Genomic DNA, 15776 nt, shown 5'->3' with positions numbered 1-15776 from the left:
CGCGTCAGGGCGTGACGAACCCCAGGTCCAAGATACGATCGACCACCCGCGCGGCCGCACGGCCGTCGTCTCGCGAGTTGAACTGTCGGCGCCACGCCGCGTACCGCTCGGCGAAGGCAGCCTCATGCGCAGGATCTTCGAGCGCCGCTGCCAGCTCCTCCTGCGTGCGCACCAGCGGACCGGGAGCCCGTTCCGCGAGATCGAAGTAGAAGCCTCGCAGCTGACCGCGGTAGTGGTCGAGGTCCGGCACCAGGAAGTACATCGGCTTGCCCGTCACGCTGAAGTCGAACATCACCGAGGAGTAGTCGGTGATGAGCGCGTCCGCGGCGAGCAGCAGACGGGCGGTCTCCGGGTAGCCCGTCACGTCGATGACGCGCGCTCCGGCACGGTCTCGTCCTTGTTCCAGCGTCCGCGAGTGCCCACGCACGAGCACCACGGCGTTCGCCTCCCGGGCGAGACGCTCTGCGTCCACGAAGTCGACCATCTCCGCACGATCGTCACGCCAGGTCGGGGCATAGAGGAGCACCCGCTCCTCGGGTCCGATGCCCAGAGCCTTGCGGACCGCGGTGGGATCGCCCGTGATCAGCGCATCGTTGCGCGGATATCCTTCCACCCAGATCGGTCGTCCGAAGAACGCATATGCCTTGCGGAGTATGCGCTCGGAGTACGTGTTCTGGGCCAGCAGCACGTCCCATCGACGCGATTCCTTCACGACGGCGGCCATCCGACGCGGATCGAAGCCGGGACGGTGCAGTGCGAGCCGCTTCAGGGGCGTTCCGTGCCAGGTCTGCAAGACCTTCTGCCCAGGTTTACGGGCGAAGCGACGGCGCAGCCAGTCATTCACGACGAGAAGCCGGGCGGCGCCCCGCGCGTGCCACCACTGCGGGCTTCCTTCGACGACCGCGATGGCCCCGTCCGGAACCTCGACCGAGAGGTCGACGACACTCCAGTAGCGACGTACCCCGGGTGCCCGCTCCGCGAGCTCCCGGTCGATCGCCCGCGGATTGCAGCCGACGCTGCGGCCGTAGAAGCTTTCGAAGAAGACCGCGTTCTCGGTGCCGCCGGACTGCGCGACATAGCGCTCCTCCAGGGTCGATCGCCCTTCGGCGGTCTCGTACACGGGGTCGATCGGCGGTGCGATGCGGACGACGCTCCCGCTGACCGCGACGCGTACTCCGCTGAGGACGACGGGATCGATGCGCAGAGCGTCGAGATCGGCGCCGGCGATCTGCAGTTCGTACACGCCGGCGGGAAGCGGAAGCGAAGGTCCTCCCCAGCGCGATGCCTGCAGCGCGAACGTGGCCTTCCAGGTCTTCCCGCCTCCGCTGACGCGCGCCTCGACCCGCGCCCGCGGCCCGACGAGCGCCGCCGCAGCCGGACGCTGACCGGTCCCTGCGATGACCAGCGTCTCTGCCACGTCATCGATACGGGCCGTTGTCATACTGCTCCCTTCGGCGCGGGAATCCCCCGTGCGCGGATCACGCGGTACACGCGATCCGTGTTGCGACCGTCCCGATGCGCATGCATCGTCGCGCTGAGCGTAGCGGAACGTGCCGATGCCGCGTCATACGAGCCGGCATCGGACAGGAGGCGCTCCAGCTGCGCGAGCAGCGCCGGCCAGTCCGCGGCCGTCGCGGAACCGGCGACGTCTTCGAACCGACCGTAGAAGCCTCGCGTGCGCGCGTACTCCGCCGCGTCCGGAGCCAGGAAGAGCACCGGCATTCCCAGCAGTCCCACGTCGTAGACGAGCGAGGAGTAGTCGGTGACCAGCACGTCCACGGCGGCGAGCGCAGGCGTCACATCTGCCAAGGCGGAGGCGCCCAGGGCCCGGACCCTGCGACTCGGCAGCGGTGGCGCATAACCACCTGCTCCCAGGGGATGCGATCTCACCAGCAACACCGCGTTCTGCTCTTCGAGGATCCGAAGGATCGCGATCCACTCCGTCGCGGACGGCACCGCCGGATCGGGCGCTCCGTCACGCCACGTCGGGGCGTACAGGATCGTCCGGGCCCCCTCCGGAATCTCCCCGACGACGCGGCGCAGCAGGGCGGTGGCCGTATCCCGACGCCCCTCGCCCGAGCCGGCGGACAGCACATCGACCCGCGGTTCGCCGGTCACGACCACGCGATCGCCACTCAGGCCGAATGCCGATTCCAGTCGCCCTCTGGCCCGGGTCGAAGCTGCCGGCAGCACGCGGATCCGCTGTGCGGTCGCGCGGTACAGGAAGGCGATCACACGTCGGAGCAGAGATGCTCCGGGGACCTTCGGCACCTGAGTCGTCGCCGGCGAATCAAGACCGATCCGCTTGAGCGGGATCCCGTGCCAGAGCTGCACGACGAAAGCGCCGCCGACGGCGTAGCGGTTGACGTCTCCGAAGCCGTGCGTCACGACGAGAACACCCGCTGCGGCGGTCGCCAACCAGCCACGCAGACCGTTCTTCCGGACGAACCGGATACCGAGAGCGGTGGCGTCCCGCTCCTCGCGGGCGGAACCTGTGAGCCACAGGGTGTCGTGGCCGAGCGCTGACGCGTGCTGATACAGAGCGAGGGCTCCGTCGCCGATACCGGCGCCGCAGCCGAACACCCAGCGCTGACCGCGCGGGAGGAGGAAGGTACCGAGGCGTCCGACCGCGTATAACGGGATCCGGAGCAGCTTGGCCGCGTTGCCGGAGCCGAAAGAGAAGGACGCCACCTCGCGAGCCTATCGCGGGGCGGCGTCCTTCTCTGTGAGACCGGGGGGACTCAGCCGGCGAGTTCGCCGAGCGTCACCTCGATGTCGTACGACTTGCCGCCGCGGACATAGGTGAGCTGCGCGTCGCTGCCCGCTGCCGCTGCACGGACCTGCGCGGTGAGGTCGGTCGCGCTGGTGATCGGCACCCCGTTGAACGAGGTGACGATGTCTCCCACCTCGATGCCTGCTGCCGCCGCAGCGCCGCCGTCGCTCGCGTCGGCGATGTACGCACCGGCGACGGTCGCGCCCTCGACGCTCGAGGCGTCCTGGACCGACGCGCCGAGGAGGCCGTGCGTCGCGGCACCGTCGGCGATGATCTCGTCGGAGACCCGCTTGGCGATGTTCGACGGGATCGCGAAGCCGATGCCGATGGAACCGGAGTCCTCGGAGTTGCCCGAGCTCGCGATCGCCACGTTGATGCCGATCAACTCTCCCTTGCTGTTGACCAGCGCACCGCCGGAGTTGCCGTGGTTGATGGCGGCGTCGGTCTGGATCACGGCGATCGAGATGGAAGAGGAGGTCTGCCGACCAGAGTTTCCGGGGATGTCGAACTGGAAGGGGCCCTGGCCCTGATCGGGCGACTGCTGCTCAGGAGCATCCTCGGAGGACGAGTCGGGCAGAGCCGACGACGCGATCTGGATGCTCCGGTTGAGTGCGCTGACGATGCCGGTGGTGACCGAGTTCGCCAGGCCGAGAGGAGCGCCGAGCGCGACGGTGGTGTCGCCGACGTTGAGCTTCGACGAGTCCGCGAACTTCATGGGCGTGAGGCCCTTCGCGTCGGTGAGCTTGATCACGGCGAGGTCGTAGATCGGGTCGGTGCCCACGACCGTGGCTTCGTAGATCTTCCCGTCCGAGGTGGTCACCCGGATCGTGGGGTCGGCGACGGCGCCGCCCAGCGTCACCACGTGGGTGTTCGTGAGCACATAGCCGTCATCGCTGATGATGACGCCGGAGCCGCTGCCGGCCTCCTCGGAGCCCGCGACCTCGATGGTGACCACGGAGGGCAGAGCAGACGTCGCGACAGCGGTGGTCTCGTTGACCGACCCGGGGTTGTTGACCGTGACGGTCTGCGGCCCCGAGGCCGTCCCGGAGGACGGCGGATTCTGAAGACCGTTCAGCAGCGCGCCGCCGCCGAAGCCTGCGACACCGCCGACGAGCGCGGCCGCGACGATGAACGCGGCGAACTTCGCGCCTCCGCGGGACTTCTGGTCCTTGCCCTTCGCGCCGCCGGGAAGCGTGTCCGCACCCAGCGGCTGGGTGGGCTGCGTGTACGACGAAGCGGTGGGGATCCCGAACGCGGCGCCAGAGGCCGTCGCGGTCGCGGGGGTCGCGGGGGCGGCGAAGACATGCGGCACGGGCTCGACCACCGGTGCCGACGGCGCCTGCGACGTGAAGGTCGGCGGCACCTCGTGTCCCGCGACGGGGGCAGCGGGTGCCGGTGCGGAGGGAACCGGCGCCTCGGATGGTGCGGTGATGTCGGCGGCGGCATCCGCTGCCGGCTGAGCGGCGACCTCTGCTGCCTCGGTGGACGGCACGGCGTCGTTCGACGCGGGTGCCGAGTGGTCCTGGGTGTTGTCTTCGTTCATGGTGTGCTCCTTCAACGACCACTTCAGAATGACGCGTGTGTCTGTGCGTTCCTTATGTCGAAGATGAGTTTCAGCTATGGCCTTAGCCTGTTCTTCATGAGTGTCATCCCCGGCGCATGGCGCCGCACAGCGGCGGGTGCCGGTCTGCTCGCCCCAGATGGAACCGTCGCGCCCACCATCTTCGCAGAGATGTCCGCTGCCGCGGCGCGAACCGGAGCGATCAATCTCGGCCAGGGATTCCCCGACGAGGACGGACCGCCGGAGGTGCTCGAAGCCGCCAGGACCGCGATCGCGCACGGGGCGAACCAGTACCCACCGGGTCGCGGTGTGCCCGACCTGCTGCGGGCGATCAGCGAGCACCAACGCCGCTTCTACGGAATCGACGTCGACCCCGGCACCGAGGTGATCGTGACGGCAGGCGCGACCGAGGCGCTCACGGCCACGCTCCTCGCCCTGATCGACGGCCCCGACGACGAGGTCGTGGTGTTCGAGCCCTATTACGACTCCTACGCCGCGGCTGTGGCGCTGGCAGGCGCACGGCTGCGCACGGTTCCGCTCCGCGCGCCCGACTTCCAGCCTGATCTCGACCAGCTCGCGGCGACCGTGACCGATCGCACACGGATCATCCTCGTCAACGACCCGCACAATCCGACGGGCGCGGTCTTCGGGCATGCGGTCCTCACCGAAGTGGTACGGCTCGCCGCGCTGCACGACGCCGTCATCGTGACCGATGAGGTGTACGAGCATCTCGCCTTCACGGCATCCCACACGCCGATCGCGACACTGCCCGGCGCCGCGGAGCGCACGCTGACGATCTCTTCCGCCGGCAAGACCTTCTCGGTCACCGGGTGGAAGATCGGCTGGGTGCACGGCCCCGCCGCACTCATCACGGCGGTGCTCACGGTGAAGCAGTACCTCACCTACGTGAACGGCTCCCCGTTCCAACCCGCCGTCGCCCTCGGGCTCCGACTCGACGACTCCACCTTCGCCGACGCCTCCTCCGCGCTCGCCCGCAAACACGGGATCCTCGGCGACGGACTACGGGCGGCCGGGTTCACCGTGCACACGCCACAGGGCGGTTACTTCACCGTGGCCGATGCGACCGCGCTCGGCGGGAGCGACGCGGCGGCCTTCTGCCGGGCGCTGCCGGAACGCGTCGGCGTCGTCGCCATCCCGTTGACCGCATTCGTGTCAGAACCGCACCGACAGGAGTACGCGGGACTGGTGCGCTTCGCCGCCTGCAAGCGAGTGGATGTGCTGGAGGAGGCGGCGTCCCGCCTGGCGGGGTTCATCGCCTGAGCGTCTCTGAAGGATGGGATCGTCCCCTCAGCGCGGGACGACGGCGTAACGCCGCACACGGAGCGAGGGGTTCACCGTTCGCACCCGATCGATCGCGGAGCGCTCCACGACCGCCACCGCCGTGCCGGAGGCCGTGCCGACCCCGGCGAGGACGACACCCTGCGGATCGATGATCTGGGACCACCCGACCCCGATCGGCGTCGGGTGGTCCGCCGCAACCACGTACACCGTGTTCTCGATCGCACGCGCCGCAAGCAGCGTGGTCCAGTGATGCTCCTTGAGCGGACCTCGCACCCACTCCGCCGGTACGACCAGCGCATCGGTCCCTGCGTCGACCAGCGACCTGGCGACCTCCGGGAAACGCAGGTCGTAACAGGTCATGAGCCCGAACCGCAGGCCTCCGACCTCGAACGTCGATGCCTCCCCCACCTCTCCGGGCTCGATCCAGTCGGACTCGGTCTGTCCGAACGCATCGTAGAGATGCTGCTTGCGATAGACCGCCAGGACGCCGTCTCCGCGCACGGCGACCACCGTGTTGCGCACGCGGCGGTCGTCGGACGCGCGCTCCACCAGACCCGCGACGATCACGACCGCATGATCAGCAGCGAGCGCGGTGAGCGTCATGACGAAGTCGCCGTCGAGGTCTTCCGCGTTCGCCGCGAGGCTCTCATCCATCGGATCGACGAAGTAGCTCGAGTACTCGGGGAAGACGATCAGCGTGGCGCCGCGTGCCGCTGCGTCCGCCGTCAGCTCCGCGATCCTCGCGCGGTTCTCGGAACGGGATGCGGTCGGCGCGAACTGGCACACGGCGACGGGGACGGCTGCGCTCTCGGACATGCTCCCATCCTCGCGCATCGACACGCCCGGGGCGCCATCCACGAGCCCCCTCGATTCGCCGAGGCCCGCATTCCGTGATAAGTTATCTCTTGTGCCGCGGGGTGGAGCAGTTCGGTAGCTCGCCGGGCTCATAACCCGGAGGTCGCAGGTTCAAATCCTGTCCCCGCAACAAATGAAAGGCCCTCTGATCTAGAGAAATCCAGATCAGAGGGCCTTTCGCCTTTCCTGCAGCAATGAGTCGGCGGAAGAAGAATGGGCGCCCCCTTACGGGAGCGCCCATTCACGACAGTGCGAGACGAGTCACTACTCGGCTGCGGCGTCCAGCTCCAGGAGCTTCTCGACGGCTGCGGTGAGGCGCTCATCGGCCTCCGCGAACTTCGTGAGGTCACCGGACTGCAGCGCCGTCTCCCGGTCGAGCAGTGCCTGCTGCGCAGCGGCCAGAGCCTCGGCCTGCGCATCCGTCGGCTGCGTCGGCTCGGCCGGCGTCTCGCCGGCGTCGGGGTTCTCCGTGTCGGGGTCGCTCGGCTCGACCGTGTCATCGCCGCCGGTGGCGCCGGAATCACCGCCGAAGAGCGTGTCCAGAGCCTCGGTCAGCGTGTCCTCGAATGCGACGCGATCACCGAACGCGACCAGCACCTTCTGCAGACGCGGCAACTGGGTGCCCTCGGACGACTGCACGTACACCGGCTGCACGTAGAGCAGACCGCCGCCGACCGGCAGCGTCAGCAGGTTGCCGTAGATGACCTCGGACTCACCCTGCTGCAGCAGGTTGAGCTGAGGCACGACCGACGTGTCGGAGTTGTAGGTGTTCTGCACCTGACCCGGACCGGGCACCGTCGTGTCCGTGTCGATCTCGAGCATCCGCAGCTGGCCGTAGCCCTCCGCCTTCACGCCCTTCTCCGAACCGGCGTCCGAGTCCACCGCGAGGTACCCCATGAGAACGTCGCGGCTTCCCCCCGCCCCCTGCGAGGCCGGGATGAACGTCGAGAACATCGAGAACCGCGGGGAGTCCTGACCCGGCATCTGCATCGTGAGGTAGTAAGGCGGCTGCAGCATGGATTCACTGCGCGGGTCGTTCGGCGTCTGCCAGCGGTTGTCCTGCTGCGCGAAAGAGCCCGCCGTGTCGACGTGGTAGATGCCGAGGATGTCGCGCTGCACCTTGAACAGGTCGGTCGGGTAGCGCACGTGGCTCATCAGTTCGCCCGACATGTCGCTGATCGGCTTCAGCGTCGACGGGTAGATCTTCTGCCACGTCTTGAGGACCGGGTCCTCTTCGTCCCAGGCGTACAGCGTCACGGAACCGTCGTATGCGTCCACCGTGGCCTTGACCGAGTTGCGGATGTAGTTGATGTCGTCGATCGCCAGCGTCGGTGACGTGACGTTCGAGTCGGCGATCGCGTCAGACAGGCTCACGCTCGTCGAGTACGGGTAGGTCTGGCTCGTCGTGTAGCCGTCGACGATCCAGACGATGCGTCCGTCCACCACGCTCGGGTACGGGTCGCTGTCGAGCTCGAGGTACGGAGCGACCTTCTGCACACGGGTCGTCGGGTCACGATCGTAGAGGATCTGGGAGTCCTCGTTCACGAGGTTCGAGAACAGGATCTGCTCGGACTGGAACTTCAGCGCGTACAGCAGCTTCGTGAAGGTGTCGCCCACCTTCGGTCCGCCGTCGCCGGAGAACGTCGTCTTCGTCTCGTTGGAGCCGTCCTTGCCTCGCGGATAGTCGATCTCAGCGGGCTCGGATCCCTCGGGAGCACCGACGATCGAGTACTCGGGCGAGTTCTCTCCGAAGTACACGCGCGGCTCGAAGTTCTCCCGGTCCGTCAGGAACCCCGAAGACGGGATGCCGCGCTCGAGGAACACCGGCTCTCCGTCCGAGGTGCGCTGGTTGCCCGCGGCGGCCACGAGACCGTAGCCGTGCGTGTAGACGGCCACACGGTTGTTCCAGTTGTCCCCGTCGCCGAGGCCCGACATGTCGAGGTCACGCACAGACACCACCGTGTCCTGCATCTGACCGTCGATCTCGTAGCGGTCGACGTCCATGGTCGTCTGGAACTGGTAGTAGCCGCGGTACTGCTCGAGCTGGCGCACGGTCGGCGGGATGACCTTCGGGTCCATGATGCGGGTCGAGGCCGTGGTCTCGGCGTCGGCTCGCAGCTGACCGGCCTCGGCATCCGTCTTGGCCGCGAAGGGCGTGGTCTCGAGCTCCGCGACACCGTAGGCCTCCTTGGTGCCGTCGATGTTCCGCTGGTAGTACTCGGCCTGATAGGCGTTCTGGTTCGGCCGCACCTGGAAGGTCGTCACGACCCACGGGTAGCCGACGCCGACGACGAGCGCCGCGACGATCAGGAGTGCCGTGGCCGCGAGCGGGAAGCGCCACCGGCCGATGACAGCGGTGACGAAGAAGAGAATGGCCACGACGGCGGCGATGATGGCGAGGATCGCGAGGCCGGGGATCGTCGCGTTGACACCTGTGTAGGCCGCACCCGTGATGCGGTCGTCCGGCTCGACGAGGGTCTTGTACTGGTCGAGCCACAGGCTCGCCGCCTGCACGAGCAGATAAAGGCCGGCGATGACCGCGAGCTGGATACGGGCGGGCTTGGAGATGCGCAGCTCTCCCTGCCCCACGCGCACCGAACCGTACAGATAGGAGACGAGCGCGGTGACCAGGAGCGCGAGAAGCAGAACCGCCGACACGAAAGCGAGCAGGATCGAGTAGAACGGCATCGCGAACATGTAGAACCCGGTGTCGATACCGAACTGCGGGTCGACGCTGGACGTGGCGACACCGTTGGCCCAGAGCCACACCGTCTTCCACTGCCCCGCGGCGGCGAAGCCGGCGAACAGACCGAAGAAGATCGGCATGCCCCACATCGCGAGTCGACGCAGCGGCTCGATGACCTCCTGATAACGATCCAGCTGCGAGCTGAGCCGCACGTACACCGGACGCAGCCGGTACGCGAGCTGGATGGCGACGAACAACGGCACCGCCATTCCGAGGAAGCCGACCACGAACATCACCGCCGTGGCGATCCACTGCGTGGTGAGGACACCGGTGAAGCCCAGCTGGTCGAACCAGAGGAATTCGGTGTACAGGGAGGCGAACACGAAGAACACCGCGATCAGGGCGGCGATGATCACCAGGGAGATGCCGAGAATACGTCGGGACGTTCGAGGCGTGGCCGGAGTCGGAGCTGAGGTCGAGGTCACACTTCCATCCTAGGCATCGCTCACTGTGCGCAGGCTGTCATCCCGGTCACGGCGAGGTCACGGTGCCTGGTCGCAACTCAGCTGCCGGCGGGCTCACATGTCGGCAGTGCGGCGACGTCGCCGTCGTCGGCGATCACCTCGAGCGCCGCGAGCGACTCGTCCAGCGTCGCGGTGCGGATCACCTGAAGTCCGGCCGGGACGTGCCCGACGACCTCGTCGCAGTTCGCCTCCGGCGCGAGGAAGAACTCCGCACCGGCGTCGCGCGCACCGTAGAGCTTCTGCCGGATCCCGCCGATCGGACCGACGGTGCCCGCGGCATCGATGGTCCCGGTGCCCGCGACGTTCTCCCCGCCGTTGAGCTCCCCCTCCGTGAGCGTGTCGATGATGCCCAGCGCGAACATCATCCCCGCGCTGGGGCCGCCGACGTTGTCCAACTGGATGGTCACATCGATCTCGAAGTCGTAGTCGGTGCGGAGGGTGACGCCGATGAGCCAGGTCGTGACCCCGCCCTCCACGTGCTCCGCCGGTGTCACCTCGACCGTCTGCTCCTCGTCGTCCCGCAGCACGGTGAGCGTCACGGGCTCGCCCGCCGCCTCCTGGATCGCCTCGCGCAGCTGTGTCGCCGAGGCCACCGGTTCGCCATCGATCGCGGTGATCACGTCGTCGGCCTCGAGCACGCCCTCCGCCGGGGAATCGGGAACGGCATCGACCACCACGACCTGCGCGCCGGTGTCATACCCGAGTTCGTTCAGGGCGGCCGCGGTGGCCTCATGCTGCGAGTCGATCATCAGCGTCGCGTTGCGCTCGTCGCGCTGCTCGGTCGTCACGCCCTCCGGGAAGACCGAGTCCAGCGGCACGACCGCGCGGGACGAGTCCATCCAGGCCAACGCCAGCTCGAACCAGCTCGGGGTGCGCTCGCGGTTTCCCACGACCTGAACGGTGGTCAGATCCAGCGTCCCGGCCGTCTCGAACGTCTCGGCGCCGTCGACCTTGATCAGCGGTACCTCGTTGCCGTCCTTGTCCGTCGCGGTGCCGAGTGTGTCGTAGACCGGACCGGGGCGCTGAATCACGTACGGCGACGGCAGGAAGGTCAGCACGACGAGGGCGACGAGCGCGACGATCAGCGCCCAGACTCCGAGCCCGGGCTTTCCAGATCGCGTTCGATCCACAGCAGTCCTCCGTCGTTCGCGAGCGGCGTACACCGATCTGCCCGCATCGGGTTCGCGCGCAGAAACCTGTGACTAGCGTAGATGCCACGGCAAGAGATGTCCTGAGAGGCGAGCGACATGGCAGACAACGACCCGACACCCGAGGACTTCCAGGAGTTCCTCCGACGGATGCTCGCGAATCAGGGCGGTGGCGACATCGACCCCGAGGCGCTGCGAGGCGCGTTCGAGGGCATGGACGGGTTCAGCCTCGACCCCGCGATGATGCAGACGATCATGTCGCAGCTCCAGGGGGCATTCGGCGGCGATCCGTGGGAGAACGCCCTGCGTCAGGCCCTGTTCATCGCCAACCGTGACGGTCAGGGCATCAGCGACGGATCGCGCACCTCGCTCGCCGACTCCTTCTCGCTCGCCAACCTGTGGCTGGGCGAGGCGACCACGATCTCGGAGCTCGCTGCGCCCCCGACCGCGATGACTCGCGGCGAGTGGGTCGAGAAGACCCTGCCGGTGTGGAAGGAGATCGCCGATCCGGTGTCGACGAGTATCGCCGACGCGCTGACCTCCGCGCTGGACACGCAGGTCCCCGAGGAGATGCGCGGTGTGGTCCAGGGGGCCGGAAAGCTGATGCGGGGTCTGGGCGGCTCCGTGTTCGCGGCCCAGTTCGGGCAGGTGCTCGGGAACCTGTCGCTCGAGGTCGTCTCCGGCGGTGACGTGGGAATCCCCGTGCTCCCGGCCGGCACCGCCGCTGTGATCCCGCAGAACTTGACCGCGTTCGGCGAGGGCCTCGAAATCCCGGAAGACCAGATCGCCCTCTACCTCGCCACCCGCGAACTCGCATACGCGCGTCTCTACCGGCACGCGAAATGGCTGCATCTGCACGTGATGGCGCAGATCACGGACTTCGCCCGCGGCGTCACGGTCGACGTGGACGCCCTGGAAGATGTCGCGAGCAGGCTCGACCCCTCCGACCCGGAGGAATTGCGAGCCGCCATCGAGGGTGGGGCGCTGCTCCCTGTGCAGAGCGAGGCCCAGCGGGAGGCGCTGACGCGGCTCGAGAACCTCATTGCGACGATCGACGGGTGGGTGGACGTGGTCACCGCGCAGGCGACCTCCCGGCTCCCCGACGGCGCGCGCATCGCGGAAGCCGCTCGCCGACGGCGCGCTGTGGGCGGCCCCGCCGAGGACGCACTCGGCGCCCTCGTCGGGCTCAAGCTTCGCCCACGGCGTATGCGCGAGGCCTCGGCGATGTGGCAGGCCGTGACGGATGCCGTCGGCATCGGAGCACGAGACTCGCTGTGGGACTACCCCGACCTGATGCCGACCGCCGAGGACATCGACGATCCCCGCGCTCTGGTGGCCCGCCTGCAGGCCGCGGAGCGCGGGGAGCAGCCGGTCGCCGACGAGTTCGACGAGGCGCTGGCACGTCTGCTGGACGGCGACGACTTCGCGGCGGAGAAGCCCGACGAGAGCGACGGCGACGCCGCGCCGGAGGGCGACCGACCCGTCTGACCGGGTCGGCGTCGGCCGGACGTGGGCGGCCCCACTTCTCCTCCCCGGTCGCGCAGATCAGCGGAAGTTCTCCACCGAAGGCCCTGGAGGGTCACCCGCAGCCCGCGCGCCCCTCCACAATCAGAGGGATGCCGCTCACTCCGCCGATCCTTACGCGCCTGAACCCGAACGCGCCCCTGTTGTGGTGCGACGAACGCACGCTCCAGCTCGGCCACGACGGTGACCTGCGCTTCGAAGCGGACGCACCCTGGGTGGAGCTCCTCCTCAGTCGCTTGCGCTCGTACTTCCGTCGCGGATCGTTCGACGTGATCGCGCATGCCGCCGGGGCTCCGCGTGACCAGGCTCGTGCCCTGCTCAGCCGAGTGGAGCCACTCCTGGTCGACGAGCCATCCGCACCCCGCCCTGCCTGGGTCGAGAGCATCGGTCTCACCGACGGCCGATGCGAGTACCGCATGCGGGAGTCGCTCGTGGACGAGGGCATCACCCTCGTCGATCCCGCCCAGCCAGCCGCCGTCGCCGTCGTGCTCGTGCCAGGTGCCGCAGCGGCTCGCCTGCTCGCCCGTCATCTCCGCGACGACGTCCCGCATCTGCCGGTGTCGTTCGAACAGGGACGCGTGACGGTGGGCCCTCTCGTCATCCCCGGGGTGTCCGCGTGCCTGGCCTGCCGGGACGCGCACTCCACCGATCTCGACCCGTCCTGGCCTCTGCTGCACGCGCAGCTGATCGGTCGCCACCCGGGTCCGATCCGCGCCGTGCAGGTCGCCGAAGCCGGGCGGGTCGCGGCCGTGCTCCTGGGCGAGCGCCCGGCTCCGGAGAGCCGCGTCGCCCAGATCAGCGCCGACGGTTCGATCGGTTGGCGTTCGGTGACGTTTCACGAAGAATGCCGGTGCCGCGCCCCGTGGTCCCCATCTCGGCAAGGAACCGCGACGGCGACCGCTCTCCCCGCCCCGCAGTTCTCGCCCAGGACAGCGACAGCGTCCTCGCGGCGCGCGTGACGCCGACGTAGGCGAGACGGCGCTCCTCGTCCACCGATTCGAAGCTCGTCGCGTACGAGATCGGCAGCGACCCCTCGGCCCACCCGGCGAGGTGCACGTGGGGCCATTCGAGTCCCTTGGCCGCGTGCAGGGTCGACAGAGTCACCGTGCGCATCGTGGGCTCATGCTGATCCTTCGCGCGGGCCATGAGCGCGTCGCTGAAGCTGCGCAGATCCGTGTCGGGACCTGCCTCTTCCGCGAGGCGAAGAATCGCACGTCGCGCTTCCCATCCCTCACGCTGCACACCACCTGCGGCGGGCGGTTCCTCCGTGAGACCGAGCTCGCGCAGGACCCGTCGCACCGCGGGCAGGAAACCGTGCTCGGAGGGAGCCACCGCGGCCGCCCGCAGCGCCAGGATGGCTTGACGCACCTCCGGCATCGCGAAGAACCGGGTACCACCCAGCACGGTCGTCGCGATGCCCTCGGCCGCGAGCGCCTGCTGCAGCACCGCGGACTGGGCGTGCGCACGGTAGAGCACCGCGATCTCCGACGGCGATGCCCCTGCGGCGAGCTGGGCCGAGATCGAGGCCGCGATCCCCGCGGCCTCGTCGCTCTCGGAGTCGTATGCGGTCACGGTGGGGGCATCCGCGGTGAACTGCTCGCGCGCGGGCACGAGTTCGAGCGCTCCGGGCCGCCCGTGCATCAGCGCGTTCGCCACGGTCAGGATCGGCGCCTGGGAACGATAGTTCGTCTCCAACCGCACTACCGTGGCGTCGGGGTGGCGACGCTCGAACTCGAGCAGGAACCGCTGATCGGCGCCGGCGAACGAGTAGATCGTCTGGCTGGCGTCACCGACGACGCAGATGTCGTGCCGATCCCCCAGCCAGAGTTCGAGCAGCCGGTTCTGCAGGGGCGAGACGTCTTGGAACTCATCGACCGTGAAGTGCCGATACTGCTCGTGGACGGACGCGGTGACGCGCGGCTCCGTCTCGAGCATTCCCGCGCAGGCGAGGAGCACGTCTTCGAAATCGAGTTGACGGCGATCGTCTTTCAGCGCCTCGTAGCCGCGCATCAACTCGATGAGCTGACCGGTGTCCACGCCGCTGATCGGGCGTCCGAGCGCGGCGTACTGATCGATCGAGAGCATCGAGACCTTACGCCACTCGATCTCGGAAGCGATGTCGCGGAGAGTCGCCGTGCTGGGCCTCAGGCGGATCGCGTCGGCCGCCTGCCCCAGCATCCGAACCTTGTTGTCGATGATCGACGGGGCGGGCGAGCCTGCGAGCGTCGGCCAGAAGAAGTTCAGCTGCGCCAGGGCGGTCGCGTGGAACGTCCGGGCGGCCACTCCCTCGACGCCGAGCGCTCGCAGGCGCCCTCGCAGCTCTCCGGCGGCTTTGGCCGTGAACGTGACCGCCATGACGCGCGAGGGCGAGTACGCACCCGTATCCACGCCATGAGCGATTCGATGTGTGATGACGCGCGTCTTTCCCGTGCCTGCACCGGCGAGCACGGCGACGGGACCGCGCAAGACCGATGCCGCCGCCCGCTGCCGCTCGTCGAGGGCATCGAGTGCGCTCACAAGCGGTCCTCGTACCAGTCGACGATCAGCGCGCGGGCGATCGACGCGGGCCCGGGGAGCCCGACCGGCCCCCGCCCTGCCAGCGCGGAGCCGATCTCCTCACGGGAGAACCAGCGCACATCGATGATCTCCTCACCGTCGGCGAGCGCTGCGGACTCCTCGTCCACGACGGCGCGGAAGCCGATCATGAGAGAGCGCGGGAACGGCCATGCCTGCGAGGAGATGTACCGCAGCGATGACAGGCGAACCCCCGACTCCTCCTCGATCTCCCTGTGCACGGTCGACTCGAGCGACTCGCCCGCCTCGGTGAACCCGGCGAAACAGGAATACATGCGTCCGCCCCAGTTCGCGTTCGCTCCGAGGAGCAGACGCTCGCCATCACGGCTTTCGACCGCGACGATCACCGCCGGGTCGGTGCGGGGGAAGTGCTCGCGACCGCAGACCACGCATCGTCGTGACCATCCGCCCTGCCGCAGCTCCGTCCCGCCCCCGCATGCCGGGCAGAACGGTGCATCGCGGAGCCAACCGGCGAGGGCGACGGCGCTGATGAGGAGTTCGGACTCCCGACCGTCGACGCGGCCGCCGAGGTCGCGGATCCCGAGCCAGATCTCGTCGGGCGTCGCGTCGAGGGAATCGGTCTCCGGCGGGGCCGCGGCGAGGAGCAGCGCTATGCCATCGGCGTCCCGTCCGAGCAGAGCCCAGGTGGCCTCGACGACCGCTGCGGGCGGAACCCGCAGCAATGCGGAATCGACCACTCTGACGCGCCCCTCGCGAACGACGATCACGCGAGTGGCGGGGTCTTCTCGAAGCCGTTCGAGGACGTCCGGCTCGTCGCGGAGTTCGGCTGCACGGTCGAGAGACGGGCGCTGACTGGTCATCGACTCCC

At 68.7% G+C, this 15776-nt stretch carries 10 protein-coding genes and 1 tRNA gene; 3 read left to right on the top strand and 8 right to left on the bottom strand.

The features are described from left to right. Nucleotides 1-4 precede the first annotated feature (4 nt). Genes LC041_RS08015 through LC041_RS08005 form a run of 3 tightly spaced genes read right to left on the bottom strand, consistent with a single transcriptional unit; the run spans nt 5 to nt 4316 of the window. Nucleotides 5-1441 carry a CDP-glycerol glycerophosphotransferase family protein gene (locus LC041_RS08015; protein WP_226532572.1) on the bottom strand — a complete coding sequence of 479 codons (1437 nt, stop codon included), beginning with the start codon at nt 1439-1441 and terminating at the stop codon, nt 5-7. After that, nucleotides 1438-2691 (bottom strand): CDP-glycerol glycerophosphotransferase family protein, encoded by a 1254-nt coding sequence (locus tag LC041_RS08010; protein WP_226532571.1) that lies wholly within the window; start codon nt 2689-2691, stop codon nt 1438-1440. Before LC041_RS08010 ends, LC041_RS08015 begins: the two co-directional genes overlap by 4 nt. Nucleotides 2692-2741: 50 nt before the next feature. After that, complete coding sequence (locus LC041_RS08005; RefSeq protein ID WP_226532570.1) at nt 2742-4316, bottom strand: S1C family serine protease; 1575 nt, start codon at nt 4314-4316, stop codon at nt 2742-2744. Between the two features lie 96 nt (nt 4317-4412). Between LC041_RS08005 and LC041_RS08000 the strand changes: the two genes are divergently transcribed. Next, nucleotides 4413-5615: an aminotransferase class I/II-fold pyridoxal phosphate-dependent enzyme gene (locus tag LC041_RS08000; RefSeq protein WP_226532569.1), complete on the top strand. Its 1203-nt coding sequence runs from the start codon at nt 4413-4415 to the stop codon at nt 5613-5615. A gap of 27 nt (nt 5616-5642) precedes the next feature. Here the strand turns inward: LC041_RS08000 and LC041_RS07995 are convergent, their stop codons facing one another. Then, nucleotides 5643-6452 (bottom strand): carbon-nitrogen hydrolase family protein, encoded by an 810-nt coding sequence (locus LC041_RS07995; RefSeq protein ID WP_226532568.1) that lies wholly within the window; start codon nt 6450-6452, stop codon nt 5643-5645. Nucleotides 6453-6547: 95 nt separating this feature from the next. On the opposite strand from LC041_RS07995, the gene LC041_RS07990 reads away from it, so the two are divergent. Next, nucleotides 6548-6621, top strand: a tRNA-Met gene (locus LC041_RS07990). A gap of 134 nt (nt 6622-6755) precedes the next feature. Here LC041_RS07990 and LC041_RS07985 read toward each other — a convergent pair. Both LC041_RS07985 and LC041_RS07980 read right to left on the bottom strand, forming a co-directional pair. Beyond that, nucleotides 6756-9662, bottom strand: coding sequence for a UPF0182 family membrane protein (locus LC041_RS07985; RefSeq protein ID WP_226532567.1), 2907 nt, complete (start codon nt 9660-9662; stop codon nt 6756-6758). Nucleotides 9663-9739: 77 nt separating this feature from the next. Beyond that, a complete protein-coding gene (locus tag LC041_RS07980; RefSeq protein WP_226532566.1) occupies nt 9740-10831 on the bottom strand; it encodes a YlbL family protein in 1092 nt (363 codons plus the stop codon). Nucleotides 10832-10948: 117 nt separating this feature from the next. Between LC041_RS07980 and LC041_RS07975 the strand changes: the two genes are divergently transcribed. Next, on the top strand, nt 10949-12337 hold the full coding sequence (locus LC041_RS07975; protein ID WP_226532565.1) for a zinc-dependent metalloprotease: 1389 nt from the start codon (nt 10949-10951) through the stop codon (nt 12335-12337). An 831-nt stretch (nt 12338-13168) separates the two neighbouring features. On the opposite strand, the gene LC041_RS07970 is transcribed toward LC041_RS07975, so the two are convergent. After that, nucleotides 13169-14890, bottom strand: coding sequence for an ATP-dependent helicase (locus LC041_RS07970; RefSeq protein WP_226532564.1), 1722 nt, complete (start codon nt 14888-14890; stop codon nt 13169-13171). Beyond that, nucleotides 14887-15768: an NAD(+) diphosphatase gene (gene nudC, locus LC041_RS07965; protein WP_226532563.1), complete on the bottom strand. Its 882-nt coding sequence runs from the start codon at nt 15766-15768 to the stop codon at nt 14887-14889. The genes LC041_RS07970 and nudC overlap by 4 nt, the downstream gene beginning before the upstream one ends. Nucleotides 15769-15776 lie beyond the last annotated feature (8 nt).

This window comes from Microbacterium paraoxydans (assembly GCF_020524545.1).
Lineage (GTDB): Bacteria > Actinomycetota > Actinomycetes > Actinomycetales > Microbacteriaceae > Microbacterium > Microbacterium paraoxydans_C.
Note: the sequence above shows the minus strand (reverse complement) of the source record. Positions and strands in the feature narration are given on the sequence as shown.